Origin of the sequence: Niveibacterium terrae (assembly GCF_048213115.1) — a bacterium.
Taxonomy (GTDB): domain Bacteria; phylum Pseudomonadota; class Gammaproteobacteria; order Burkholderiales; family Rhodocyclaceae; genus Niveibacterium; species Niveibacterium terrae.
This window is the reverse complement of sequence record NZ_CP172404.1, coordinates 3,478,898-3,503,194: the sequence shown is the minus strand read 5'-3', so window position 1 is coordinate 3,503,194 and position 24,297 is coordinate 3,478,898. Positions and strand designations below refer to the sequence as shown.

The window sequence follows — 24,297 nt, the reverse complement described above, 5'->3', positions numbered from 1 at the left end:
CAGCGCAAGTTCGGGTACGGAAGTCGATGCTCAGGCCGAAGCGTTTTCGGGGACGAAGGGCTCCAGGTTCGCCAGCTTGTGCAGCGCGTGCTCGCTGGCCTCGTCGGCAGGCACATAGACGAGCAGGCGATCGCCGTTCTTGGGCGCGGTCCACCAGTTGGTCTGGTTCATGTTCAGGATGCCGGCCAGGGGATGGCGGAATCGCTTGGTCTGGTTTTCTATTCCGCGCACTTCGTTGCGCAGCCAGGTCGTGCGGAATTCGTCGGAGGTCTCCAGGAAGCGCTTCAGCTGGGCTTCCCAGAGCGCTTCACCGCGATGCTCCGACCACGCGGCCCGGAACAGCGCGACCATCCGCGGCAGCACTTCATCCCAGTCGGCGAGGCGGGCCCGCCAGGCCGGATGTGTCAGCGCCAGATAGATGCAGTTGCGGTCCCCGGCGGGAATCTCATCGAGATCGATGCCGAGCAGCTGGCTGTAGCTCCGGTTGAAACCGAGGATGTCGAAACGCGCGTTCTGCACGATCGCGGGCAGCGGATCGAGCTGGTCGAGGATGATCTGGGCGCAGCGGTTCAGGTGCTCGCACAGAGGGGCCGTGGTTTTGCCGGGGCTGCCGTGGCCGGCCAAAGTGAAGAGGTAGCGGGTCTCGGTCTCACTGCACTGCAACGCGGTAGCGATCGCGGCGAGCGCCTTTGTCGAGGGGCGCGTCGCGCGCCCCTGTTCGAGCTTGGTGTACCAGGTGATGCCGATGTCGGCGAGCTGCGCGACGTCTTCGCGCCTGAGCCCCGGTGTGCGCCGCCGCCCGCCCCGGTGCAGGCCCAGCCGTGCCGGGTCGAGGTTCTCGCGGCGTTGGCGCAAAAAAACGCCCAGCTCCGTCAGCCGTTTTGCATCGTCGGACTCGCTGATCGCCGAGTCCTGCCGCGTATTGATCAACGCTCTGTCCATCCGTCTCTTCCTGTGGGGGGCTCTGTTTATACCCGTCTAAGAGGGATCTGCTACCCGTCTCAAAAGAGGTGAATACTGCGCTTCCCCGACTCGATTGAGAAGAAAAATGAACGCACCGACCAATACCGGCCTACCCGTCCTCGGGCGATCCGGACTTGCCGTGCTGCTCGCCGGGCAGCTCCTGCCGATGATCGACTTTTCGATCATCAATGTCGCCCTCGACGAGATCGCCCGCGCGCTGGGCGCCAGCGAGACTGCTCTCGAGCTGCTGGTCGCGCTCTATGGCCTGTGCTTCGCGGTCTGCCTGGCGATGGGGGGCCGGCTGGGCGACAGTTTCGGGCGGCGCCGAGTCTTTCGCTGCGGCATTCTCGTCTTCGGCATCGCCTCGCTGCTCTGCGGTTTGTCGACTTCGATCACCGAACTCTTGATCGCCCGGGCCCTGCAGGGCGTTGGCGCGGCGCTGCTCGTGCCGCAGGTGCTCGCGACGATCCACGTCAGTCTGCGCGGTGCGGCGCACTCGCAAGCGATCGGTCTGTACGGCGCGATCGGCGGCCTCGCCTTCATCGTCGGCCAGGTGCTGGGTGGTTTCCTCGTCTCGTCGGACGTCGCGGGCCTGGGCTGGCGCAGCGTCTTCCTGGTCAATCTGCCGGTCTGCGCCGCTGTGCTGATCCTGCTCGAACGCCGGGTGCCGGAGACGAGGAGCGATCATGCTGCTCGGGTCGATGTGCCGGGAACCGTGGTCCTGGCCTTGGCGATCGTCAGCCTGCTGCTGCCGCTCGCGCTCGGAGCCGCGCCGCTCTGGCTCAGGGCCACGCTGCTGACCGCGGTCTTGCCTCTGCTCGGGCTGCTGGGCCGGATCGAGCTCGATCAGCAGCGGCGCGGCGCACACCCCTTGCTGCCGCCCTCTCTCTTGCGGCTATCCAGCATGCGTTTCGGACTGCTGGTTGCGATGCTGTTCTTCTCGTGCTGGGGCGGCTTCATGTTCGTGCTCGCGCGCGCCTTGCAGGCGGGCGCCGGGCTCTCCCCGATCCAGTCCGGCAATGCCTTCGTCGTGCTGGGAGCGAGCTATTTCCTCGCGGCGATGGCGAGTTCCCGGATCGTCAAGCGCCTGGGGGCTACACGCACGCTGCTGGTGGGCTGCCTGATCCAGATCCCCGGCGTTCTCGGCGTGATCGCGACGCTGAACTGGCTGTGGCCGCATCCGGGTGTCGTCAGCCTGATGCCGGCGACGCTGTTCGTCGGCGCGGGCCAGGCCCTGATCGTCAGTTGTTTCTACCGGATCGGGCTCCAGGATGTTCCCCCCCGTGAGGCCGGAGCCGGCAGCGCGATGCTGACGACGGTGATGCAGGCCGCGATGGGGCTGGGCCCGGCCCTGCTCGGCAGCCTTGCGGCACAGGTCGCCCTGCGTTCAGGGTCAAACCTCGCCGCGGTTTCGGCGGCGCTGCTGCTCGAATGCGCGCTGATGTCGGTGCTCACCGCCTGTACGCTGTTCAGCGTGCGCCGGGCATCCGTCTGTGCAGCCGGGGCTCATCAGCGGGGGGGCGTCCAGCTCTGCCGCCAGAGCCTCGGCGAGACGCCGAAGGCGCGCTTGAACTGCTGCCTGAGCGAGACCGCCGAACCGAAGCCGACGAGGGCCGCGATCTGCTCGATCGACTGATCGCCGCTCTCGAGCAGGCGCTGGGCGCAGGTGAGGCGCTCGCGCATCAGCCATCCGGCTACCGTCGTCCCGGTCAGCTCGCGGAAGTGGCGAGTCAGGGTGCGGCGGCTCATCAGCGCGCGCGCGGCGAGGCTGTCCAGGCTGTGGGCCTCGGCGAGGTGCTCGCGCACCCAGTCCAGCAGGCCGGCGAGGCGTGAATCGCGCAGCGTCGCCGGCACCGGCTGGGCGATGAACTGGGCCTGACCGCCTTCGCGGTGGGGCGGGACGACCAGGTGGCGCGCAATCCGGTTCGCGACCTCGGCGCCGTGCTCCTCGCGGATCATGTGAAGACAGCAGTCGATCGCGGCCGCGGTGCCGGCCGAAGTCATCAGGCCGTCCTCTTCGATGTAGAGCACCTCCGGAGCGAGCTTGATCCTCGGGAAGCGGGTCGCGAAGTCCTCCGCCCAGGCCCAGTGCGTCGTCGCGCGGCGACCGTCGAGCAGCCCGGCCTGGGCGAGGACATAGGCGCCCAGACAGAGCCCGACCACCCGGGCGCCCCGCCGATGGGCAGCAGCGAGCGCCGCGAGCAAGGCGTCCGGGGCTCGTTCGGCCGCATCGCGCCAGCTCGGCACGATCACGATGTCGGCTGTCTGCAGCGCTTCGAGGCCGAAGGAGGCGACGAGCGAAAAGCCGGCCGTCGTCGTCAGCGGTCCGGGCTCGCAAGCACAGACCCTGATCTCGCTGGGCGGACTCTCGCGGGAGCCGAAGACGAGGCAGGGCACGGACAGGTGGAAGGGGCTGATCCGGTCGAAAGCGAGGACGGCGACGATGGGGGCGGACATGGAAACGCTCGAGTGACCCAATTTCATCGATTATATGCTTTCGGGCCACTCACCCGGATGCGCTGCACCGCCCAGAATGCAGCTGTCCAAAACGAGGAGCGAAACATGAAAACGCCGAAATCCGCACTGATCGTCATCGATGTCCAGAACGACTATTTCCCGGGCGGCAAGCTGCCGCTGTGGAAGGCCGATCAGACGCTGGAGCGCGTCGAGGCCGCCCTCGCGGCAGCCAGGGAAAAAGGGATTCCGGTCGTGCTGGTCCAGCACCAGTCGGGCACGAACGGATCCTTCTTCGTGCCGGGCAGCGAGGGGGTCGAGATCCATCCGGCCGTCCTGGCCGCGGCGTCCGACGCGCCCGTCGTGGTCAAGGCCTATGCCGATTCCTTCCACGAGACCACTCTGGCAGCGACGCTGGAGGCGCTCGGCGCCGAAGAGTTGCTGATCTGCGGCATGATGACCCAGAACTGCGTGGCCCACACCGCGCTGTCGCGGGGAGCCGATCCCTATCCGGTCACGGTCCTCGTCGATGCCTGCACGACGCTCGACGAGCGGGTGCACAAGTTTGCGCTGAATGCACTGTCGACGCGGGTTGCGCTGAAGACGGTCGAGGAAGCGCTGGCACGCTAAGCTTTTTTCCCCGAGAGAGGAGGGGCGTTCCGGCTGCGGACCGCCCCCTTTTTCTGTCCACCGCGCGTTGCGCAACGCAGAATCACAAAGGGCATGGGAACATTGCTGCGCAGAGCGCTGTCCTTGCGGTATCGTGCAGTACCAGCCTGCCTTGTGAGTGTTTCTCCGGTGATTTGAGCGCTCCTCCCAGCGCCTCTTTCTGCAATGAAAGGTGAGGGAACTCTGTGAAAGCCCGCAAAGCGCTTCTCGCGACAATCCTCGGCGCGCTGATCCTTGGCGCGGCGCAGTGGGCGTCGGCCTCCGTGCTCGACGAAGTGCTGGTTACGAAAACCCTCAAGGCCTGCATCTGGCCTGATTACTTTGGGATCACTTACCGAAACCCCAAGACCGAGCAGTTGAGCGGAATAGACATCGAGCTGTCCGCCGCTTTTGCCCGGGATCTGGGCGTGCGCCTCGAATATGTCGACAGCTCCTTCAGCAGCCTGATCGCGGATATCGAGTCCGGGCGTTGCCATGTCGCGATGTTCGGCGTCGGGATCACTCCGGCGCGCAGCGAAAAGCTTGCCTTCTCCTCTCCCTATCTCGCCAGCGGCATCTACGCGATCACGACCCGCTCGAACCGGAGAATCCGCTCCTGGGCGGACATCGACCAGGACGGGGCGGTCGTCGTGGTCGCGCGCGGAACCTTTCACGAGCAGGTGATGCGTGACACGCTCGCCCACGCCAGACTGCTGGTCGTCGATACCCCGTTCGCCCGCGAACAGGAGGTTCGCTCGGGGCGGGCCGATGTCCTGATGACCGACTATCCGTACAGCCGGCGCCTGATGGCCAGCGCGGATTGGGCCCGGCTCATCGCAGCGCCCGATGGCTACCACCTGACTTCCTACGCCTATGCGCTCAGGCGGGGCGATCCGCAGTGGCTGGCCCGCGTCGAAAAATTCGTGCATCAGATCAAACGCGACGGGCGGCTCCGCGCCGCGGCCGAAAAGAACGATTTGTTGCCCATCCTCGCTAAATGAGCCCGGGCAGCCGACAGATCAGGCAGCGCGTGATCGTGGCTCTGGTCATCTTCCAGAGCTCGATGCTGCTCTTCGTCGCTTACATCCTTTTCCATTCCCGGCAGGACAGCCTGCGCGCGGCGACCGACATCGCCGCGCTGCACACGCGCAGCTTCGAGGACTTCGTTACCCGGACCCTGCAGGTGACCGATCTTGTCGCCGCATCGGTTCTTGAGAAACGGCGCCACGGCGCGCCGACGACGACGCTGGGCGAAACGCTGAAGGCATCGCTGCTGCATACGCCCTTCATCCGTTCGGTCTCTCTGGTCAGCGGATCCGGAATGATCGTCGCCAGCTCCAACCGCGACAACTTCGGTGTCGTTGTCGATCTGACCCCGTTCTTTCCGCGGACGAGCCGTTCAGAGTCTTTCCGGATCGGGGTGCCGCAGGCCGGCAGGGACTTCTCCGATGCCCGCGCCGGTGCGGATCCGCGCTCCGGATTCATTCCTGTCGTCCGCTCGCTGGGGGCGGAGCTCAAGGGGCAGGCTTTGCTGATCGCGCTGAACCCGGACTACTTCGTCGGACATTTCAATCACGGCATCGAGGGCGGGCCTGCGGTCGTCGAATGGCTGCGCTACGACGGGGTGTCGCTGATCGACACGCGCGAGGACCGCATTCCCGGCGCGCGCGAGGCCTCTGTCCTCGCCAGGCTGGGCCTGCCGGAGCGCGAGTTCGGCACGCAGGTCCTCTCCGAGCAGGGCCGTCAGTACATCACGGCTTTTCGCGCCTCCAGTCTCTACCCCTTTGTCCTGCTGACCCGGATCGACAAGAGCGCGGCGCTGGCGCCGCTGCGCCGCGAAGCGATCACGCTGGCCGCTGTGGTGCTGCCGACCCTGATCCTGGTCACCCTTTTCGCGCTGATCCATATCCGCCGCCACGTTCAGCTCGAAGAGCAGCGGGAGCAGTCGGCGCGGCTCGCACGGGTCAACGCGGCGAGCGTGTTCACGAATGCCCGCGAGGGAATCATCATCGCCTCGCCGGACGGATCCTTCGACGAGGTCAATGCCGCGTTCTCGGCGATCACCGGCTACGCCCGGGAGGAAGCGGTCGGGCAGACCCTGAAGCTGCTCCGTCCCCTCAAGCACCACGAAGTCGTCTATGACAGCCTGCTCGCCGAAGCGAATGGAAACGGCCAGTGGTCCGGCGAGATCTGGGGCAGGAGAAAGGACGGGAGCGAATTCGCGGCCTTGCTGACCATAGGTGCGGTCAAGGACGAGGGGGGGCGGACCCGCCAGTTCGTGATGCTGTTCTCGAACATCACTTCGCTGAAGGAGCACGAGGAGAAGCTGCTGCGTATTGCCTATAACGATACCCTGACCGGCTTGCCGAACCGGGTGTTGCTGGCCGATCGCCTCGCCCAGGGCATGGCTCAGGCCAGGCGGCGGGGGCAGAAGCTCGCGGTGGCTTTCGTCGACCTCGACGGATTCAAGCAGGTCAATGACCGTCATGGACACGAGGCCGGAGACGAGCTTTTGCGCGTCGTCGCCGCCCGGATGAAGGAAGTGCTCAGGGAAGGGGACACGCTCGCGCGCCTTGGTGGCGACGAGTTCGTCGCGGTCCTGCTCGACCAGGGCGATCTCGAGACTCTGGATGCGATCCTGAAGCGTTTGCTCGCCGCCGCGGCCCAGGCCGTCCAGTGGGAAGACGCCGACTTGCGGGTTTCCGCATCGATCGGCGTCGTCATCTACCCTGCGGATCCGGAGGACAAGGTGCTCGAAGCCGACCAGCTGCTGCGCAGCGCGGACCAGGCGATGTACCGGGCCAAACTGGCCGGCAAAGGGAAATACCTGCTGCACGGATCTTCGTGAGCGGGGCGAAGGCGGTCGGGGGGGGAAGCCCTCGCCATGGCAGTGATAGCATGACCTCCTTCCTTCGCCGAGGTGACGGTCGTGCAGATCCTCCAGTTCGAGTCCCGCTGGGCAAAAATCGTGATCCTGGTCGCGGTATTGCTGCTGACCCGCCTGCTGTTCCAGATGGCTGGTTACCAGGAAGCGCTCGATGAACTCTTTTCCGCCAAAGCCTTGGTCCATCTGTTCGCACTGATCGGCATGGGAATAGCGATTGAGGATCTGCTCGTGCGGATTTCCCGTTCCCGCCTCTTCGCCTGCGCCCGGACGGTATTGAGCGCTCGCCGCGGCTAGAGGATTTCGCCGTTGCTGGCGATCACCTTCTTGTACCAGTGGAAGCTGTCCTTGCGGATACGGCGCAAGTCCCGCGTGTCCCGTTCGTCGCGATCGACATAGACGAAACCGTAGCGCTTCTGGTAACCGTTCAGCCAGCTCAGGATGTCGGTGAAGGACCAGGCGCAGTAGCCCAGCAGCTGCACGCCGTCGCTGATTGCCTGCTGGCAGGCTTCGACGTGGGCCTTCAGATAGGCGATCCGGTAGTCGTCGTGGACACGATCGCCGGCGACGAGCTGATCGAATTCGCCAAGCCCGTTCTCGGTGATCATGACCGGCAGCGCATAGCGGCTGGCGAGGCGGCGCAGCGCGATACGCAAACCGGTCGGGTCGATCGCCCAGTCCCAGTTGCTGGTCTCGACGAAGGGGTTGGCCATGGTCTTGTAGAGGCCGGGGATGCCGCTTGCGGGCGTCGTGCCCTTCTGCCCGGTCGTGTTGATCCTCTGCAGTGTGACGCCGTCCAGCGCATTGCCGGTATAGGTGAGCGTCTGGTAGTAGTTGACGCCGACGAAGTCGGGCAGGCCCTGACTCAGGATTTCCAGGTCACCCGGCAGGATGTCCGGCGCCTCGCCGGTCTCGGTGAGCCATGTGAGCGCGGCCTGCGGATAGCGCCCGAAGCAATAGGTGTCCAGCCACCAGTGGTTCGTCAGCTCTTCGGCGTTTTCGAAAGCCAGCATGTCGGCCGGAGCGCTCGAACCCGGGTAGGCCGGTGAATACGCGAAGCTGGGACCGATCAGGCCATTGGGGACATGGCGGCGGAAGGTCGCGATGACGCTGGCGTTGGCCAGGAAGGCAATGTGGTTGGCAGCGAAGAAGCGCTTGCGGTCCTCGACGGCCGGCGGATGCGTGCCGAGCTGGTAGGCGTTGGTCAGGTTGTAGTTCTGCTCGTTCAGCGAGACCCAGTATTTCACCTTGCCGGCGAAGCGCTGGAACAGCGTCACGCAGTAGTGCTCGAAGTCGGCGATGATGCGCCGGTCTTCCCAGCCGCCGTATTCGTCCTGCAAAGCCTGGGGCATGTCCCAGTGATAGAGGGTCAGCACGGGCTCGATATGGTGGGCTATCAATGTATCGATCAGGTGCTCGTAGAAGGCGAGACCGGCCTCGTTCGGCTCTCCCCGACCTTGCGGGAAGATCCGCGGCCAGCTGACCGAGAAGCGGTAGGCCTTGAGCCCCATCTCGGCCATCAGTGCGACGTCCTCGGCGAAGCGGTGATAGTGATCGACCGCGACGTCCCCGTTGCTGCCCTGGAAGGTCTTGCCCGGCAACTTCGCGAAGACGTCCCAGACCGATGGCCCTTTTCCGTCGGCGTCCCATGCGCCTTCAACCTGATAGGCGGCCGAGGCCGCGCCCCACAGAAAGCCGGCGGGGAATGCCTTGAGTTTGCGGTGTTCCATTTTTTCCTCGTTCAGAGCCCGAACAGCCTGGCCAGCGTGTGCGCGACTCCGTCCTCGTCGCAATGGCCCGCCCGCGCGTGTCCGGGGAGCGCCTGCTTGAGTCGCTGCGAGGCGTTGGCCATCACATAGCCACGGGATGCCATCGTCAGCATCTCATAGTCGTTCATGCCGTCTCCGAATGCGATGGCCTGATCCAGACTCGCACCATGGTGCTCGAGGATCTCGCGCGCCGCATTGCCCTTGTTGACGTTCGCCGCCATCACTTCGAGGCAGGTGGGCAAGGAGAAGGTGATGCTCGCGTCTGCACCGCACTGACTCTTCAGGCGGACTTCGAGCTCGGCGAGCACTTCGTGGGCGCCGACGAAGAAGATCTTGTTGATCCGGCTCTGATCCATGCGCTGCAGATCCGCGACCGTGCATGAAAAACCGGACTCGGCGTGGAAGGCTCTGAGCTCGGGCTTGATGCGATTGACGTACCAGCTCTCGCGTGTATAGACGTTGGTGTCGAAGCGTTTGTCCTCGTGCGTCGCAGCGATCAGCCACCGGGCGATTTCGGGCGACAGCGTGTGATCGAAATGCTCTTTGCCCGACGCATCGGCGGCGAGCGCTCCGTTCGACGTGATCAGGTCGCAGTCGAAGCCGAGCGAAGCGCGGATGCCCTGCACGTCGGTCATGTGCCGGCCGGTTGCGACGATGAAACGCACGCCTTTTTCGACGAGCGTCTGCAGCGTCGAGCGCGTGAAATCGGAGATCCTGTGCTCGCCGTTGAGCAGTGTTCCGTCGAGATCGGAAATTACGGTTGTGTACATCGAGTTCTTCGGGGGAGGGTTTGCGGGTTTGCGTCTCAGTGCCGCTGCGCCGAACGGATTCGCTCTTCGCGGGCGGCGCGGTGTTCATAGCGGAGCTTCATCACGAGCACGGAGCCTGCCAGCGCCAGCGTGATCGCGTTGGCGACGACGATCGGCAGCGCTCCGCGCAACAGCCCATAGCTGAGCCACAGCGCGACGCCGAGCACGAAGATGCTGTACATCCCCAGCGAGATGTCGCTGACCTGCTTGGTCTTCCAGACCTTGGTGATCTGCGGCAGAAAGGCCTGCGTCGTGCAGGCTCCGGCGAAGTAACCGAGGACTTCGAGAAAGGTGCTTTGCATCGCGTTCTCCTGACGCCGTCGATGAGGACTCTGTGCCGATGATAGGCGGCGCCGGGGGCGAAGGGGATCCGCGCAGGCCAATATTCTCCGCTATCAGCCCAAAAAGCGGGATAGGATTGAGCGACGGAGAGTGTTTGCCCGTTGAGTCGGGGAGGGAGCAATGCTGACACGTCAGGTGGTTGGCCAGACGCCGGGGCAGAACTGGCACTACGAGAGCCGTTACGAGCAAGGCGTTCCCTTCCTCTGGCACTATCACCCCGAATACGAGCTGACGCTGACCCGCGGCGCCCGTGGCATGCGCTACATCGGCAGCGATGTTGCCGAATTCGGCCTGCTCGATCTGGCCTTGGTCTCGCCGAATCAGGCCCACACCTGGTATGCCAGACCGGAGGCTTCGCCGGATCGGGAGGTGCAGCAGGTCCAGGTCGTCTTCTTCACCCGCGACTGGCTGGCCGAGCTCAGACGGGCGGGGATGCCTGAGAATCTGCCCTTTCTGGACTGGCTCGCCGGCGTCGGCCAGGGGGTCGTGTTCAGCCCCGGGTTCGCTGCGAGCCTGGTGCCGGTCTTCGACGAACTGCACGAGGCGCGCGGACTCTATCGCTTGTCCTTGCTGTTCAGGATCTTCGATGCCTTGCCGCGCGATGCTCAGGCCAGGGGAATCGGCGGCTCGGTCGCCGGTCGTGCGCGCGACCGCCGGGTCGAGCTGGCCCTGGGCTATCTGCAGGAACACTACCGCGAGCCGATCACGCTGGCGGTTCTCGCCGAAGCCGCGGCGAGCAGTCCAACGAGTTTGAAGCGTCTGTTCCGCGAGCAGATCGGCGCGAGCGTGACCGCGGTGCTGCAGCAACTGCGGCTCGGCCACGCCTGTCACCTGCTGATCTCGACTCATCTGCCGGTCGGCCTGCTTGCCGAGCAGAGCGGGTTTCGCAACCCCGGCAATTTCTACAAACAGTTCGCGGCCGAGCAGGGCATGACGCCGGCCGAGTACCGGCGGCGCAACGGTCTGCGGCGGGCTCAGGCGATGCGGATCTGAGTCCGCCGGACAAGTTCTTGCGGACGCAATCGCTAGCGTTTGATTTCAGTTTGGCTTGGAAGGGCGGCACCCGGCGCTCGGGTGACCAGCGGGGTTGGCAGCAGGATATGGCGCGGGCCGGTATAGCTGCCCTTGAGCAGGGCGCTGCCGATCTCTATCCCCTTGCGGCCCAGAGCGGCCGGGTCCTGTCTGGCTGAAACCACGATCAGCCCCGGGCGAGTCAGTGTTTCAAGAAGCTCGGGGGAGCCGTCTACGCTGCCGATCAGCATCTCGCGGCGCCCCATCTTGAGCGCGGCGGTCTCGGCCCCCAGGGCCTGGCGGTCATTGATCGCGAAAACCGCATCGATGTGCGGGAAACGCTGCAGGTGTGCGCGCATCAACATGTTGCCACCCCATGGCGAGCCGAGCCCATCTTCCGAGTCCGCCAGCAGCTCAATGGCCGGATACTCCCGCAGCGCTTCCTTGCAGCCTTCAACCCGGTGGATGACTGAGGAGACTTGCGGACCATTCTGGATGATGAATTTGCCCCGGCCACCGATCTGCTCGGCCAGATAGCGGCAGGTACTCTGACCCGCGAAATGGTTGTCCGACGCGATCGTCGCATCCGCGCCATCGGCCTCGATATCCACTGCGACCACAAGGATTCCCGCTTCTCGCACCGCGGCGATCTGTTGCCCGCAGCCGCTGCGGCATGCGGAGGCCAGCAGCACGAGCTGCACCTGGGCCGTCGCCATCTTTTCCAGAGCCTTTGCCTCCTCGGTCGGGAAAAAGGCCGTGTCGGCGGTTCTGACCTTTGCCTTGGGGTTGAGCTGCAGCAGGCGGTCGATCGCGCCTCGGGTGAGCCGGCTGAAATACGGGTTGGCGGCGGAAGGGACGATGATTCCAACGCGTTGAAGCTGGGGCCTGACGAGACGGTCCGCGGTTTCCGCCGCGCGGGCGGGCAGAGGTGCGCCGCACAGCAGTGCGATCAGCGCCGGGCCGAGCGCGTGAACGGCGCTCAAATGCACTCGTTGCGACAAGCCCTTCTCTGAGTCAGGCGTGGCCATGGTGGACCTCCTCAAGCCTTCGCAGACACCGCTGTCATCGTCTGAGCATAGGGCTGATTGGCGCATTCATCCGGATTCCGAAACAGAAAGTCCCCGGCGTGCGCTGGCGGTTTTCGTCCCCTGACGAAAAAAGCCCCGGTTTCCCGGGGCTTCGGTTTGCGAGAGACTTGCTTCTGGCTTAACGCGCAGCAGCGTTTTTCACATACTTGTCGAACCAACTGATCATTTCATAGATCAGCTGCTCGTTCGACTCGAGCGAGGCGTACCAGTGCGGCTCGTGAGGAAGCATCACGAGGCGCGTCGTGCCGCCGTTACCGCGGATCGCTTCGAAGAGTTTGACGCCCTGCAGCGGCGTTGTGCCCGGGTTCGCATCGTCTTCGCCGTGTACGATCAAGAGCGGGGTCTTGATCTTGTCGGCGTAGAAGAAGGGCGAGACCTTCTGGTAGACCTCGGGGGCCTCCCAGACCGAGCGACGTTCGCTCTGGAAGCCGAAAGGCGTCAGCGTCTTGTTGTAGGAGCCGCTGGTCGCGACGCCGGCCCGGAAGAGGCTGGAGTGGGCGATCAGGTTCGCTGTCATCAGCGCGCCGTGGCTGTGGCCGGTTACGCCGACCCGGTCCGGGTCGGTGACGCCCAGGCGTACCGCTTCGTCGACCGCCGCCTTCGCGTCGCCGACCAGCTGTTCCATATAGTTGTCGTAGGCGCGCTTGGGGTCACCGATGACCGGGAAAGCCGCGTTGTCGATGATCGCGTAGCCGGCGAGCAGCAGCAGCCGGTAGTTGCGCAGGCGCGTGAAGGTCGCCTGCGAACCGCTCACCTGTCCGGCCGCGCCCGCGTCCGCGTAGTCGAGCGGATAGGCGTAGAGAATGGTCGGCACGCGGGTGCCTTCCTTGTAGCCCGGCGGCGTGTAGAGCGTGAAGGACAGATCGACGCCGTCGGCGCGCTTGTACTTGACGAGCCGCTTCTGGATCGCCCTGACTTCGGGCGTCGGATCGGCCTGGTGCGTCACCGCTTTGCGCTCGGAGCTGAACACCGCTTCGCCCGCCGCCGCTTCGCTGCGCGCGCCGAGCGTGCGCAGGAAGGCGTTGGGCGGTTCGACAGGCGACTGGCTCCAGGTCAGAAGGTGCTCGGAGCCGGCGCCGACGAAGCCGATGAATTGCTCGTAACGCGTCGCGTCGCTGCGGAAGAGGCGCTGCTTTTGCAGGGTCTTCAGGTTCAGGCTGTCGAGGAAGGGGCGATCGCCGGCGGGCGAGGCGCCAGCCCCGGCGAGGAAGATCTCCTCGCCCTGCTGGCGCAGCACGATCGCGCCGTTGGCGAGGCGGCGCGCGACCGGGTGGCCCGGGTTCGCGTACTTCTCGTCGGTAGACAGATCCCAGAGCAGGCGCTGCGGTTGCTTCGCGTCATCGACATTGACGAGGAAGCCGCGCGTCCAGTGGCGGTTCTGATCGAATTCGGTCAGCAGCGCCGTCTCCGGGCGCTCGCCCCAGGAGAAGCCGGCGAAGCGCTGTTCGGTGCGCAGGATCTCGAGCGGAGCGCTCTTGAACGGCGCGCGCAGCATCATCACCTTGTCGCGAGCGGGAACCTTGACCTGCCAGTCGCCGCCGTCCAGCGCTTCGGCCCAGACCAGCGTTGCGGCTTCGTTCTGGCGCCACGCGAAATCGCGCGGACCGAGCGGTTCGCCGTGGACCGGGACGCGTTCGGCCAGGGGCAGGGACGCGATCGCGTGGATCACCGGAGCCTTGGCCGAAAGTTGCCAGACTTCGACGTCGTGCGGGAAGCGCTCGTAGGTCACCAGATACGAATAGGGACGGCGCAGTTTGCTGACCAGCAGGTGCTGGCCGTCGGGCGCCGTATCCAGATCGGTATAGAGCGCGGGCTTGCCGATGTTTGCGACCTTGCCGCTCGCGACATCGACCAGCGCGAGCTGGGACTGGCCGTAGTAGTCGAACAGCTGCTCGTCGTAGGGGCCGGTCAGCGTGTCGCGTGTCTCGTAGGTGCTGCTCTGGCCGCTCTTGCCGTCGGACTGCTGGATGCGCGGTCCGGGCGGAACTGCGGGCTGGGCGGGAGCCTTGCCCAACGTTTCCGGAACCCGTTTGACGAGCAGGCGTTTCTGATCCGGCATCCACTGCAGAGCATTGTCGAACATCGGGTTCAGGCGCACCCCGGGGATGCGGCGCAGGGCGCCGGTCTTCACTTCGCCGACCCACAGTTCGACGGAGTCTTCGGCGATGTTCTCGAAAGCGAAGCGCTGACCGTCCGCGCTCCACTGGGGCACGCCCGGGCAGGCTTGGGGAGGCAGGGCGAGGTGGCGCAGGCTGCCGTCGGCGACCGTGACCAGATCCAGACTGCGCACGCAGGGCGTGATGCCGTAGCCCGAGCGCGTATCGTGGCGGCTGTGGTTCTTCGGCTCGATGCGCACGCCGGCGAGCTTCAGGAAGGGCGTCGCGACGCGGGCGATCGACGGATAGTCCTGCATCGTTACGAGCAGAAGGTGATCGCGTGCCGGATTCGCCAGGGGCTGGGCTGGCGAAGGCGCGTTCATCACGTCGAGGACATTCTTCGGGGGCTGGCTATAGCCTGTGGCGGGCGAGGCCGGCGCAGCCTGGGCTGTCATCAGACAGACTGCGAGGCCGGCGGCCAAGGCGCCTTGAATGAGGGTGGGGCGGGCAGACAAGAGGATCTCTCCTTTTCGGTTGGGAATGTCGCCGGGCGATGGGCCCGAGCAGGGGGTGCGTGGGCGTCGGCACATTCGTGCCGTAGAGTATGTTGCTGTTTGTTGTGCGGATTGTGTCAGGCCGGAAACAAGAAGGAGAATGTATCCGCCAGTGGCGGCCCGTCGCGCGCAAGCCTTATCATTGCAGGTCATCTATCCCCTCCTGCTCAGAACCGAAGCTATGCGAGTTGAGCGCCAACTTCTGATTCGTTCCTTGTTCGATGCCTATATCGAGATGTATGCGTCGCGCGACGATCGGCTGACTGCTCTCTTCAGCGAGAATTTCAGCGGTTATGCGGGAAGCAGCGATAAGCTCGTCACCGACCGGGACGAATGGGTCAAAGTAACCCGCCAAGACTTCGCGCAGGTGCCCGGCCGGATTCGCATCGAAATCCTGGATCTCTCGCTGCAAGACCTCGTTGACGATGTCGTCGTGGTCACAGCCTTCTTCCACATCCATCTTCCGATTCCGGAACACGTTCTGTCGCGGGAAGTTGCGAGGCTGGTCTTGATCTTTCGCTGCGAAAGCGGCGAATGGAAGATCGCGCACAGCGGAATATCCATTCCCTATGGCAGGGCTGGGGCGGGCGAGGTCTACCCGATGTCGCGTCTGGAAGAGCGCAACTGCGAGCTCGAGCGGATCGTCGAAGTCCGCACGCGTGAGCTGGCCGACGCGAACCGGCAGCTGGAGGTGCTCAGCAATACCGATGGTCTGACCCATGTCGGCAACCGCCGCTTTTTCGATCAACAGCTCTTGCTGGAGTGGAATCGGGCTCAGCGCGGCGCAGACCCTCTGGGGCTGATCCTGCTCGATATCGACAACTTCAAGCATTTCAATGACCAGTATGGTCACCTGGCCGGTGATGCCTGTCTTCAGGCTCTGGCCAAGCTTCTGGCGCAGACGGGGCGCCGCGCCGGAGAGCAGGTGGCCCGCTATGGCGGAGAAGAGTTTGTCGTGCTGTTGCCGAATCTGGATAAGGCTGCCGCGCATGAGTTCGCGCAATGCATTCAGCAAGCCGTCTTGGCTCTGGCAATCCCCCATGCGGGAAACCCTCCCGGCATCGTCACCGTCAGCCTCGGCGTGGCGAGCCTGCTGGCTTCAATTGCGCACAAGCCTGTCGAGCTTCTGCAGCAAGCCGATGCGGCGCTCTATCGTGCCAAGGCTGAAGGGCGCAACTGCGTCAGGGTTGCAGGCTGAGCGCGGATTCTTCGCGCGGAAACAATTCTATCTGATTACCAATTCAGCATAGTGAATTGTCTGGTTAACGCGATTGGCATTTATTAACCACTTCGCGCTGTCGCTTTTTTGCCGCAGATTGAATCGCTGTTTATTCCGGTTTTTTGGGCTTTGGCGTATCCTTCGCCTTGCACGGTTTGAAGCGCTCCGCTGTCCGGATGGCTCTGATTTTAATGCATTCCGATGGTGTCTGAGCGTATATCCGCTGGTCTTCATCCGTGCCGCTCCACACGCCCGCCGTCCGGAGTGAGCCTCGGGGATTGCTTAATTCCCCATTAAATTTCCTGATGCCTTGCCGGTTTTCGCCTTTTAGAAAGCCGGCGCGGTCTGCATTGCGGATTCAATTATCTCGACTGTCCGGCGTATTGCCGGGTAGCCCTAATCGTTAATTCGGCGCATCCGGATCGCGGGATTCTGTTTTCCTCTGTCCGGGGTGCGCGTTTCCATTTCCTCCGTTCTATGGAATACGTTTCATGAGCAAGACTATTCTGATCGTCGACGATTCATTCAGCCTGCGCCATACGCTGGCGATCGCGCTGCGCGGGGTTGGCTACGAAGTCGTCGAAGCCGCTGACGGGCTGGAGGGGCTGGCGCTTCTCGATGGCCGCAAGATCAATCTGATCATCTCCGATGTGAATATGCCGAATCTGGACGGAATCGGCTTCGTCAAAAAGGCCAAGGCGCTCGCGAGTTACCGCTTCACGCCGGTGATCATGCTGACCACCGAAACGGGGGAAGCAAAGATGGCCGAGGGCAAGGCGGCGGGCGCCCGGGCCTGGGTCGTCAAGCCCTTCCAGCCGCCCGCGCTGCTCGATGCGGTTGCCAAGTTGATACAGCCCTGATCCGTTTATCTGCGAAGGAGTGCGATGTCCCCGGAATCCCGAATGTCCGCCCGGCTTGAGTTCGAAGGCGAGATGACGATCTATCAGGTCGCCGAGCAGAAAAAGCTGCTGCAGGAAGCGCTGCGCGAAAATGAGGCGCTCGAAGTCGATCTCTCCCGGGTGGTCGAGCTGGACACCGCGGGGGTTCAGCTGATGCTCGTCGCTCAGCGCGAAGCCGTGGCGCTTGGAAAGAGCCTGAAGTGGGGCGGGCACAGCCACGCGGTTCTCGGCGTGCTGCGCCGGCTCTCGCTCGAGAGCGAACTCGGCGAAACCGTAGCGATCGTCGGAGCATGAACATGGATCTCTCTTCTGCCCGCTCCGCCCTCGTGCTGGAATCGCGCGAGCTGCTTGCCGCGATGGAGCACGCCTTGCTCGAAATCGAAGCCGAAGGTTTGTCTTCCGAGAGGGTCAATGCCGCGTTTCGCGCCGCCCATACGATCAAGGGCTCGGCGGGCCTTTTTTCTTTCGATCTGATCGTCAGCTTCACCCATGTCATGGAGAGCGTGCTGGATCGGGTGCGCAGCGAAACGCTGAGGCTCGATTGCGAGCTCGTCTCGGTGCTGCTGCGCTGTGGCGACTACCTCGCCCAGCTGGTCGATGCGGTCGAGGCCGGCGCTGAAGAACGGGATCCCGATCCGTTGGTGCGCGAAGCACTGCTCGATGCGCTGCGGGGCTTCCTCGAAAGCAGTTCTGCCGCGAAGGAGTTGGTTGTCGATGAACCCGCCGCGTGGGTGAGCCGGGAGCCCGAACGGGGGGCCGGCAACGAGCATTGGCACTTGTCGCTGCGTTTCGGTCCGGATGCGCTGCGCAACGGCATGGATCCGCTGTCCTTCATCCACTATCTGTCGGGTTTGGGGCAGATCTCAGGCCTCTATCCGCTGCGCGAACGTCTGCCGCGGATGGCTGATTTCGACCCGGAGACCTGCTACCTCGGCTTCGAGATCGATCTGATCTCCAGTGCCGACAAAAAGACGTTGAGCGATGTCTTTGAATTCGTTCGCGAGGACAGCCAGATTCGGATCCTGCCGCCGCGCGCGAAGATCGCCGAGTTCATCGAACTGATCGCTGCTCAGCCCGAGTCGAGCCAGCGTCTGGGCGAAATCCTGATCGCGGGCGGCACGCTGACGGCCGACGAGCTGACTGAGGTGCTGGCGCTGCAGACGCAGCAGCGGGAACTGGGCGGGCCGACGCAGCGCCTCGGTGAGCTGCTCGTCGAGGAGAGGATGGTCCAGGCCCCGGTCGTAGCCGCTGCGCTTTCCAGGCAGAAGCGCTGCGAGGAGAAGCGGGCGGTCGAACAGAAGATAGTCAAAGTCGAAGCCGGAAAGCTCGATCAGCTGATCGATCTGGTCGGCGAGCTCGTGATCGCTTCGGCGGGCGCGAGGCTTCAGGCCGAGCGGACCCATCAGGCCACGCTGGTCGAAGTGCTCGCGGAAGTTTCGCAGCTGGTCGAACAGATTCGCGATCGTGCGCTGAACCTGAGGATGATCCAGATCGGCGAGGTGTTTCAGCGTTTCCCGCGCGTCGTGCGCGACGTCGCGCTGGAACTGGACAAGAAGATCGATCTGGAGATCACCGGCGCCGAGACCGAACTGGACAAGTCCATGGTCGAATGCCTGGCTGATCCGCTGATGCACATCGTGCGCAATGCGATGGATCACGGAATCGAGCTCGTGGCCGAACGCGAAGCGGCGGGGAAAGCGGCGGTCGGGAAAGTGCATCTGCACGCCTATCACGAGTCGGGTTGCGTTGTCATCGAAGTCTCAGACGACGGGCGGGGCCTGGCGACCGAACGCATTCGGGCGAAGGCCGTCGAGCGCGGACTGATTCCGGCCCAGGCCCCGCTCAGCACCGAGGAGATCCACGAACTGATCTTCGCTCCGGGGTTTTCGACCGCGGAGCAGGTGACCAATCTGTCCGGCCGTGGCGTTGGCATGGATGTGGTCAAGCGCGAAATCGACAAGCTGCGTGGTGAGATTGAACTCGACAGCACTGCCGGGCGGGGCACTTGTCTGCGGATCCGCCTGCCCCTGACGCTAGCGATCATCGACGGCTTTCTCGTCGGCGCCGCGGATTCGACCTTCGTCCTTCCCCTCGACACGGTCGAGGAGTGCATCGAGTTCACGCCCGAGGCGGGGCGCGACTGCGTCAAGCTGCGCGACCGTCTGCTGCCCACTGTGCGCCTCAGGGAATTCTTCGGCGTCGAAGGCGATGCGGCTGCGCGGGAGAACGTTGTTGTCGTCAGACACGCCGGGCAGCGCCTGGGTCTGGTCGTCGACGAGCTGATCGGCGAAGCGCAGATCGTCATCAAGCCTCTGCCCGGGATGTTCAGCCAGATCAAGGGCATCAGCGGAGCCAGCCTGCTCGGCTCGGGGGAAGTCTCGCTGATCATCGATCTCCCTGAATTGGTCCGGCAGACGCTGCGCAATCCCCGCGACATCCGCAAAAAACCAGAAAAGGAATCCGGCCTGGCGTGCAGCCTGCCGTGATTGAAAATATCAGCACACCACTGTGCGCAATGAATCAGGAGCTCATATGTTTGGGAATATGAAGGTCGCGACCCGGTTGTACATGGGGTTTGGCGTGGTTGTTTTCTTGTTGCTGCTCGTTTCGATATTGAGCCTGTCAAGAATTAGTGGGCTTTCAAGCTCTTTGCAAGAAATAGTAGATGAGCGGGTTCCAAAATCTTTGACTGCCGAAGAGCTGAAGACCAGCGCGACCGACACCGGCCGTCAGCTGCGGACTTTCCTGATGGCTGCGAGCGAGGCTCAGGCCCAGGACGCCAAAAAGAAAGTGACGCAGAATATCGCGAAGGATGCAGAAGATCTTAGCTATCTTGACAAAAACACAAGATCCGAAGAGGGGCGTAGACTGCTCAAGGAAATGACGAGCAAGCGCGAAGTTCTTTTGCAGACTTATGATCAGTTCTTTGTCCTGGCGACCCAGGACAAAGAAAAGTCAGTTGCCTACCTGAACTCCTCGGCGACCTCGGCAAATCGCGAATACATCAACTCATTGAAGGATTTGTCTGACCACAATAAAAAAGAAATGCATAGATCAGAAGAGCAAGCAAGCAGTGATGTGACACGCGCCTTCTCGATGGTGCTGACGCTCGCGACCGTTGCGGTCGTGCTGGCGGCGATCCTTGCTTACGTGATCGCGCGCGGTTTGACGCGACTTTTGGGCGGCGAGCCGGCCTACGCCTCGCAACTTGTCGGAAAAATCGCCGACGGCGATCTGACCGTCCAGGTCGTCACCCGCGCGGGCGACAAGAGCAGCATGCTCTTTGCGATCAAGCAGATGGCGGACAAGCTCGTTCATGTGATCGGTGAAGTTCGCGCGACCAGCGCGGCTCTGGCTTCGGCATCCGAGCAGGTGGCGGCCTCCTCTCATGTGCTGAGTGAAAACGCGACGGAGCAGGCGGCCAGCGTCGAGGAGACCAGCGCTTCGCTCGAAGAGATCTCGGCGACCGTTGCGCAGAACACCGAGAACGCGAAGGTGACCGATGGCATCGCCTCGAAGTCGTCGGGGGACGCGAGCGAGAGCGGCGAAGCCGTCAGCGAGACGGTCAAGGCGATGAAGCTGATCGCCGACAAGATCGGCATCATCGATGACATCGCCTATCAGACCAATCTGCTCGCGCTCAACGCGGCGATCGAAGCCGCTCGCGCCGGTGAGCACGGCAAGGGCTTCGCGGTGGTGGCCGCCGAAGTCAGGAAGCTCGCCGAGCGCAGCCAGGTAGCCGCACAGGAGATCAGTGCGCTCGCCTCGAACAGCGTCGGCGTTGCCGAGCGGGCGGGCCATCTGCTTGGCGATCTGCTGCCATCGATCAACCGTACCGCCGATCTGGTTCAGGAGATTGCGGCCGCGTCGCGCGAGCAGAACGGAGGGCTCGACCAGATCAACAGTGCGATCATGCAGCTGACTCAGACGACCCAGGCAAATGCGTCAGCCTCCGAGCAGCTCTCCTCGACGGCCGAGGAAATGAGCGCTCACGCCGAGCAACTTCAGGAGATGATGAATTTCTTCCGGATCGAGGAGTCGTCTTCCGTGTCGCAGAGGTCTCCCCGGCCCGTGCAAGTCCAGCGCCCTGGCCCGGTCCGGAGTGCCACATCCGCCGATAGGTTCTCCCCGGCTGCGGATATCGACGAAGCCGCTTTCGTGCGCTTCTGATGGATAGACCATGAGCCAGAAGTCCATGACTGAGGTGGCGCAGCCGGCAAATTCGGTGCGCCTTGCGAAGGAGGCGGTCGAATCGCTTCCTCCCCGGCAGTATCTGACCTTCCGCCTGGGGGAGGAGCGCTTCGCGGTCGCGATCCAGCCGATCCGCGAGATCATCGAATTTCCCGGCGTGACGGCGATTCCGCTGACTCCGGAATTCCTTGCGGGGGTGATCAATCTGCGCGGCGCCGTGGTGCCGGTCATCGACCTGTCAGTGCGCTTTGGGCGTGCGCAGACGCAGATCGGACGGCGGACCTGCATCGTCATCGTCGAGGTCCAGGCCGAGGATGCGATGCAGCCGCTGGGGGTCATCGTTGATGCGGTCGATGAAGTCGTCGAAGTCATTGATGCGCAGATCGAGAGCCGACTGAGCTTCGGTTCCGGAATTCGCGTCGATTTTGTCGCGAGCATCCTGCGCCTCGAGGGCGGCTTCGTCATCGCGCTCGACCTCGACAAAGTGCTGTCCAGCGAAGAGCTGGAGCAGATGATCAGCGAGGTGAACTCCGTATTGCCTTAGTGCAAGCCCGCTCCCGGGGGGCTTTTTTGAGCAGGGAATTGCAAAATTCCATGAAGTGCGGTGCATTGCAATACTCTTCAAGGTAAATTTTGCTCTGTTGCAATGTTTTCAAAAGAACAGATTTTTTTGATGAAGCCCCCGTCGAATAGAATATTTTTCCTTTGGCTTGTTGCGTGCGCTTTGCTTATCAATGGGCTGGCCGCGTATTCATTTTGTCGGGGGGCGGCTGATTTTAAGAAAAGCGCGACCGAGAATGCCGAGCGGGAGACGAGAAATCTGGTTCGGGCTATCAGTCAATCGGTCAATGGGCTGATGCTGAAAGTCGAAAACTCGCTGCTGCTCGTCTCCAGTGCGTTGGAATATCAGCTGTCGAGAAATGGAAAAATCGAGCCTTCTGAAATTCGGGCCTTGATCGAAAGGCAGAGAAAGCTTCATGGAGATACCGAACCCTGGTTCGTCGCCGATGCGACGGGCAAGCTGATCTTTTGTGAAGGTAAAGTCCGGCCGCGTGTAGTTGATGTGGCGGGTAGCGACTACTTTGAAAAGCTCAAGAGCCACCCGGATAAGCCGTTTGTTTTCGCGGTTTCCGCGCTTGGTCAGAATCCTGGCGTGCCGGCCGTCTTGGCTGTGCGTCGCTACAGGAATTCCGATGGATCCTTTGCCGGGGTGGTGGCAGCGCCGATGGCGGGGGCATTTTTCAAAAAAGCGCTGACCGGGTTCAAAGTCGGTCAAGACGCTCTGCTGAGCATTCGGACCTCTGGCAATGCTCTGCTGGCCAGCTATCCTCAAGGAGCCAGAGCTCCGGACGCGTTTTCAGATTCTTATCTGAAGTTTTGGAGGTCTAGGGAAAAGTCGGCGACCTATATGGACCTGACTGAGCAGCACGTCCATCGCCTGTATTCGGTTTCTCGTCTTTCTGAATTTCCGCTGATCGTGAAGGCGGGCTTTGCCGAGGCGGCCTATCTGAAAGACTGGCGCAGCGTGCTGAAATTCAGAATGTTCTCCTTGCTGATCATCGTGGTCTTTAGTTTTGTGGCCGTCTCCGCCATTGCCTACATGTGGTTGAGGCAGTCCCGGTATCTGGCAAGTCTCAATTCGACCAACGAGCGCTTGCATGCGCTGCTTGGAATAGGCGGGGTTGCTTTGTGCTCCGTTGATTTTTTGTCCGGACGATGGGAAATGTCCCCAGAGCAAAAGCTCTTGTTCGGCGTGGGGGATGACTATCCTCAGACCAAGGAGGGGTGGCTTGCTCTTGTCTATCCCGATGATCTTCTGCCGCTTGAGCGTGCGGTCAAGCGCAGCCTTTACCTTGCCGCCTCCCGTTTTGAATACGAATACCGGATTGTCAGGCCTTGTGATGGCCAGGTGCGCTGGATTCAGGTCTCCGGAGCCAATGATTACCTTGCAACGGGTGAGCCCTGGAGGTTTCTGGGGGCCATCAAGGACATAAGCTCGCTCCGGGAAAGTCAACGGCGCGCCGCCCACCTTGTCCATCACGATGAGCTGACCGGATTGCCGAACCGGTCTTTGCTGGTCGACAGGATGCGGCAGAGCCTGGCGCAGAAGAGGCGGGATGACGCGTTACTGGGTGTCTGCCTGATCGATATCGATGGGTTTAAAGAAGTCAACGACAAATTCGGTCGTTCGGTGGGCGACAAGGCGCTGACGGAAATTGCGATGCGTATCTCGCAGAGCCTTCGCGCTGGCGATACCGTGGCAAGGTTGGGCGGGGATGAGTTTGTTGTTCTGCTCGGAGGGTTCAGCCAGGAAGAGGATTTGCTGGAAGTGCTCAGGCGCATCCTCGATGTGCTGGGCAATCAGTACAGACTGGGAGAGTCAAACCTTGCATTGACCGCCAGCGCAGGAGTCACCGTATTTCCCAGGGATGATGCAGATGGCGCGGAGGCATTGATCCGCCACGCCAATCAGGCACTGTTCGAGGCCAAGCGGCTGGGTAAGAACCGCATCCATGTCTTTGATCCGGAAGCCGACAAACGGATCGTCGAGCAACGGAATAGATATCAGCGTATCGCCGAGGCTCTTGAAAATGGCGAATTCAGGCTTCACTATCAGCCGATCGTCGATCTGCATAGTGACGCCGTGGTTGCTGTGGAAGCCTTGATTCGCTGGCAGCATCCGGAGGAAGGCCTGCTTTCCCCTGCGCAGTTCCTGCCGTTTGTCGAGAATACTGATCTGACAATTCCCATGGGCGAGTGGGTGATGCGTGAGGCTTTGCGGCAGAAGCGGTTATGGGATGGGGCGGGACTCTCTCTCTCGGTCTGTGTCAATATATCCCCCAGGCATTTGCAACAGGCTGATTTTTCGCGGCGGCTCTACTCCATTTTGCAGGAATTTCCTGAACAGTCGCCCGAGGAACTGGACCTTGAGATTCTCGAGACGACTCTGCTTGACGACCTCTCCGAGGTTTCGAGAAGCATCAAGGAATGCAGCAGTTTTGGTGTGAAGTTTTCGCTGGACGATTTTGGAACAGGGTTTTCTTCGCTGAGCTACTTCCGCCGTCTGCCCGCTCACGTCGTCAAGATCGATCAGTCCTTTGTGAAAGGGATATTGACGAGTGCGGACGATCTTTCGTTGGTCAACAGCGTTGTCAGCATGGCACAGGCGATGCAACGGAAAGTGGTGGCCGAGGGGGTTGAGACGATCGAGCACGGCCTGCCGCTGATCCGCTTCGGTTGCGACTACGCTCAGGGGTACGGAATCGCTCGTCCGATGCCTGGGGAGAACATCCTTGCCTGGACTGAAGCATGGCGACGGCCTGCGCAATGGCTCGTTACTGAAGGGTGAGTCGTTCGTGTCAGCGGACTG

19 protein-coding genes and 2 pseudogenes are annotated in these 24,297 nt (G+C 62.8%); 14 read left to right on the top strand and 7 right to left on the bottom strand.

Features of this window, described 5'->3' with window-relative positions; all coding sequences use genetic code 11:
* Nucleotides 1-30: 30 nt before the first annotated feature.
* Nucleotides 31-942: a helix-turn-helix transcriptional regulator gene (locus ACHFB9_RS16205; RefSeq protein WP_417068521.1), complete on the bottom strand. Its 912-nt coding sequence runs from the start codon at nucleotides 940-942 to the stop codon at nucleotides 31-33.
* Nucleotides 943-1,048: 106 nt separating this feature from the next.
* On the opposite strand from ACHFB9_RS16205, the pseudogene ACHFB9_RS16200 reads away from it, so the two are divergent.
* Nucleotides 1,049-2,251: pseudogene (locus ACHFB9_RS16200) on the top strand (MFS transporter); the annotation flags it as partial.
* A gap of 221 nt (nucleotides 2,252-2,472) precedes the next feature.
* On the opposite strand, the gene ACHFB9_RS16195 reads toward ACHFB9_RS16200, so the two are convergent.
* On the bottom strand, nucleotides 2,473-3,420 hold the full coding sequence (locus ACHFB9_RS16195) for a GlxA family transcriptional regulator (protein ID WP_417068520.1): 948 nt from the start codon (nucleotides 3,418-3,420) through the stop codon (nucleotides 2,473-2,475).
* A gap of 105 nt (nucleotides 3,421-3,525) precedes the next feature.
* Here ACHFB9_RS16195 and ACHFB9_RS16190 point away from each other — a divergent pair, with 105 nt between their 5' ends.
* From ACHFB9_RS16190 to ACHFB9_RS16175, 4 genes are all read left to right on the top strand, one after another.
* Nucleotides 3,526-4,047, top strand: a complete 522-nt coding sequence (locus ACHFB9_RS16190; RefSeq protein ID WP_417068518.1) for a cysteine hydrolase family protein — start codon at nucleotides 3,526-3,528, stop codon at nucleotides 4,045-4,047.
* 224 nt (nucleotides 4,048-4,271) lie between these two features.
* Nucleotides 4,272-5,066: a substrate-binding periplasmic protein gene (locus tag ACHFB9_RS16185; protein ID WP_417068517.1), complete on the top strand. Its 795-nt coding sequence runs from the start codon at nucleotides 4,272-4,274 to the stop codon at nucleotides 5,064-5,066.
* Nucleotides 5,063-6,913, top strand: coding sequence for a diguanylate cyclase domain-containing protein (locus tag ACHFB9_RS16180; RefSeq protein WP_417068515.1), 1,851 nt, complete (start codon nucleotides 5,063-5,065; stop codon nucleotides 6,911-6,913). The genes ACHFB9_RS16185 and ACHFB9_RS16180 overlap by 4 nt, the downstream gene beginning before the upstream one ends.
* Before the next feature lie 81 nt (nucleotides 6,914-6,994).
* Nucleotides 6,995-7,246, top strand: coding sequence for a hypothetical protein (locus tag ACHFB9_RS16175; protein WP_417068513.1), 252 nt, complete (start codon nucleotides 6,995-6,997; stop codon nucleotides 7,244-7,246).
* Here the strand turns inward: ACHFB9_RS16175 and ACHFB9_RS16170 are convergent.
* From ACHFB9_RS16170 to ACHFB9_RS16160, 3 genes are read right to left on the bottom strand one after another with little or no spacing between them, the layout of a single operon-like run.
* Entirely contained in the window at nucleotides 7,243-8,679 is a 1,437-nt protein-coding gene (locus tag ACHFB9_RS16170; RefSeq protein WP_417068512.1) for a glycoside hydrolase family 1 protein, read from the bottom strand. The genes ACHFB9_RS16175 and ACHFB9_RS16170 overlap by 4 nt on opposite strands.
* Nucleotides 8,680-8,690: 11 nt before the next feature.
* Nucleotides 8,691-9,488, bottom strand: a complete 798-nt coding sequence (locus tag ACHFB9_RS16165; protein WP_417068510.1) for a Cof-type HAD-IIB family hydrolase — start codon at nucleotides 9,486-9,488, stop codon at nucleotides 8,691-8,693.
* 35 nt (nucleotides 9,489-9,523) lie between these two features.
* On the bottom strand, nucleotides 9,524-9,829 hold the full coding sequence (locus tag ACHFB9_RS16160) for a SemiSWEET transporter (protein WP_417068509.1): 306 nt from the start codon (nucleotides 9,827-9,829) through the stop codon (nucleotides 9,524-9,526).
* A 160-nt stretch (nucleotides 9,830-9,989) separates the two neighbouring features.
* On the opposite strand from ACHFB9_RS16160, the gene ACHFB9_RS16155 reads away from it, so the two are divergent.
* Nucleotides 9,990-10,862 carry a helix-turn-helix domain-containing protein gene (locus tag ACHFB9_RS16155; RefSeq protein WP_417068507.1) on the top strand — a complete coding sequence of 291 codons (873 nt, stop codon included), beginning with the start codon at nucleotides 9,990-9,992 and terminating at the stop codon, nucleotides 10,860-10,862.
* A gap of 32 nt (nucleotides 10,863-10,894) precedes the next feature.
* Here the strand turns inward: ACHFB9_RS16155 and ACHFB9_RS16150 are convergent, their stop codons facing one another.
* Both ACHFB9_RS16150 and ACHFB9_RS16145 read right to left on the bottom strand, forming a co-directional pair.
* Complete coding sequence (locus tag ACHFB9_RS16150; RefSeq protein ID WP_417068506.1) at nucleotides 10,895-11,974, bottom strand: substrate-binding domain-containing protein; 1,080 nt, start codon at nucleotides 11,972-11,974, stop codon at nucleotides 10,895-10,897.
* A gap of 112 nt (nucleotides 11,975-12,086) precedes the next feature.
* Nucleotides 12,087-14,519: a prolyl oligopeptidase family serine peptidase gene (locus ACHFB9_RS16145; RefSeq protein WP_417068505.1), complete on the bottom strand. Its 2,433-nt coding sequence runs from the start codon at nucleotides 14,517-14,519 to the stop codon at nucleotides 12,087-12,089.
* An 85-nt stretch (nucleotides 14,520-14,604) separates the two neighbouring features.
* On the opposite strand from ACHFB9_RS16145, the gene ACHFB9_RS16140 reads away from it, so the two are divergent.
* The 8 genes and pseudogenes from ACHFB9_RS16140 (at nucleotide 14,605) to ACHFB9_RS16105 (ending at nucleotide 24,276) form a co-directional block, all read left to right on the top strand.
* The gene (locus ACHFB9_RS16140; RefSeq protein WP_417068503.1) at nucleotides 14,605-15,816 is read left to right on the top strand and encodes a GGDEF domain-containing protein; all 1,212 of its coding nucleotides are present in this window, start codon (nucleotides 14,605-14,607) and stop codon (nucleotides 15,814-15,816) included.
* A gap of 512 nt (nucleotides 15,817-16,328) precedes the next feature.
* Nucleotides 16,329-16,697 carry a response regulator gene (locus ACHFB9_RS16135; RefSeq protein WP_417068502.1) on the top strand — a complete coding sequence of 123 codons (369 nt, stop codon included), beginning with the start codon at nucleotides 16,329-16,331 and terminating at the stop codon, nucleotides 16,695-16,697.
* A 42-nt stretch (nucleotides 16,698-16,739) separates the two neighbouring features.
* Nucleotides 16,740-17,030, top strand: coding sequence for an STAS domain-containing protein (locus tag ACHFB9_RS16130; RefSeq protein ID WP_417068501.1), 291 nt, complete (start codon nucleotides 16,740-16,742; stop codon nucleotides 17,028-17,030).
* A gap of 2 nt (nucleotides 17,031-17,032) precedes the next feature.
* The gene (locus tag ACHFB9_RS16125) at nucleotides 17,033-19,222 is read left to right on the top strand and encodes a chemotaxis protein CheW (protein ID WP_417068500.1); all 2,190 of its coding nucleotides are present in this window, start codon (nucleotides 17,033-17,035) and stop codon (nucleotides 19,220-19,222) included.
* A 46-nt stretch (nucleotides 19,223-19,268) separates the two neighbouring features.
* Nucleotides 19,269-19,748: pseudogene (locus ACHFB9_RS16120) on the top strand (MCP four helix bundle domain-containing protein); the annotation flags it as partial.
* A gap of 66 nt (nucleotides 19,749-19,814) precedes the next feature.
* Nucleotides 19,815-20,906 carry a methyl-accepting chemotaxis protein gene (locus ACHFB9_RS16115; RefSeq protein ID WP_417071417.1) on the top strand — a complete coding sequence of 364 codons (1,092 nt, stop codon included), beginning with the start codon at nucleotides 19,815-19,817 and terminating at the stop codon, nucleotides 20,904-20,906.
* 10 nt (nucleotides 20,907-20,916) lie between these two features.
* Entirely contained in the window at nucleotides 20,917-21,471 is a 555-nt protein-coding gene (locus ACHFB9_RS16110) for a chemotaxis protein CheW (protein WP_417068498.1), read from the top strand.
* Between the two features lie 60 nt (nucleotides 21,472-21,531).
* The gene (locus ACHFB9_RS16105) at nucleotides 21,532-24,276 is read left to right on the top strand and encodes an EAL domain-containing protein (protein ID WP_417068497.1); all 2,745 of its coding nucleotides are present in this window, start codon (nucleotides 21,532-21,534) and stop codon (nucleotides 24,274-24,276) included.
* Nucleotides 24,277-24,297 lie beyond the last annotated feature (21 nt).

Bases quoted from the DNA above. Each gene is read 5' to 3' on its own strand.
- ACHFB9_RS16205 (WP_417068521.1), bottom strand. From the start codon at position 942: ATGGACAGAGCGTTGATCAATACGCGGCAGGACTCGGCGATCAGCGAG.
- ACHFB9_RS16195 (WP_417068520.1), bottom strand. From the start codon at position 3,420: ATGTCCGCCCCCATCGTCGCCGTCCTCGCTTTCGACCGGATCAGCCCC.
- ACHFB9_RS16190 (WP_417068518.1), top strand. From the start codon at position 3,526: ATGAAAACGCCGAAATCCGCACTGATCGTCATCGATGTCCAGAACGAC.
- ACHFB9_RS16180 (WP_417068515.1), top strand. From the start codon at position 5,063: ATGAGCCCGGGCAGCCGACAGATCAGGCAGCGCGTGATCGTGGCTCTG.
- ACHFB9_RS16170 (WP_417068512.1), bottom strand. From the start codon at position 8,679: ATGGAACACCGCAAACTCAAGGCATTCCCCGCCGGCTTTCTGTGGGGC.
- ACHFB9_RS16165 (WP_417068510.1), bottom strand. From the start codon at position 9,488: ATGTACACAACCGTAATTTCCGATCTCGACGGAACACTGCTCAACGGC.
- ACHFB9_RS16160 (WP_417068509.1), bottom strand. From the start codon at position 9,829: ATGCAAAGCACCTTTCTCGAAGTCCTCGGTTACTTCGCCGGAGCCTGC.
- ACHFB9_RS16155 (WP_417068507.1), top strand. From the start codon at position 9,990: ATGCTGACACGTCAGGTGGTTGGCCAGACGCCGGGGCAGAACTGGCAC.
- ACHFB9_RS16150 (WP_417068506.1), bottom strand. From the start codon at position 11,974: ATGCGCCAATCAGCCCTATGCTCAGACGATGACAGCGGTGTCTGCGAA.
- ACHFB9_RS16145 (WP_417068505.1), bottom strand. From the start codon at position 14,519: ATGACAGCCCAGGCTGCGCCGGCCTCGCCCGCCACAGGCTATAGCCAG.
- ACHFB9_RS16140 (WP_417068503.1), top strand. From the start codon at position 14,605: ATGTCGCCGGGCGATGGGCCCGAGCAGGGGGTGCGTGGGCGTCGGCAC.
- ACHFB9_RS16135 (WP_417068502.1), top strand. From the start codon at position 16,329: ATGAGCAAGACTATTCTGATCGTCGACGATTCATTCAGCCTGCGCCAT.
- ACHFB9_RS16130 (WP_417068501.1), top strand. From the start codon at position 16,740: ATGTCCGCCCGGCTTGAGTTCGAAGGCGAGATGACGATCTATCAGGTC.
- ACHFB9_RS16125 (WP_417068500.1), top strand. From the start codon at position 17,033: ATGGATCTCTCTTCTGCCCGCTCCGCCCTCGTGCTGGAATCGCGCGAG.
- ACHFB9_RS16110 (WP_417068498.1), top strand. From the start codon at position 20,917: ATGAGCCAGAAGTCCATGACTGAGGTGGCGCAGCCGGCAAATTCGGTG.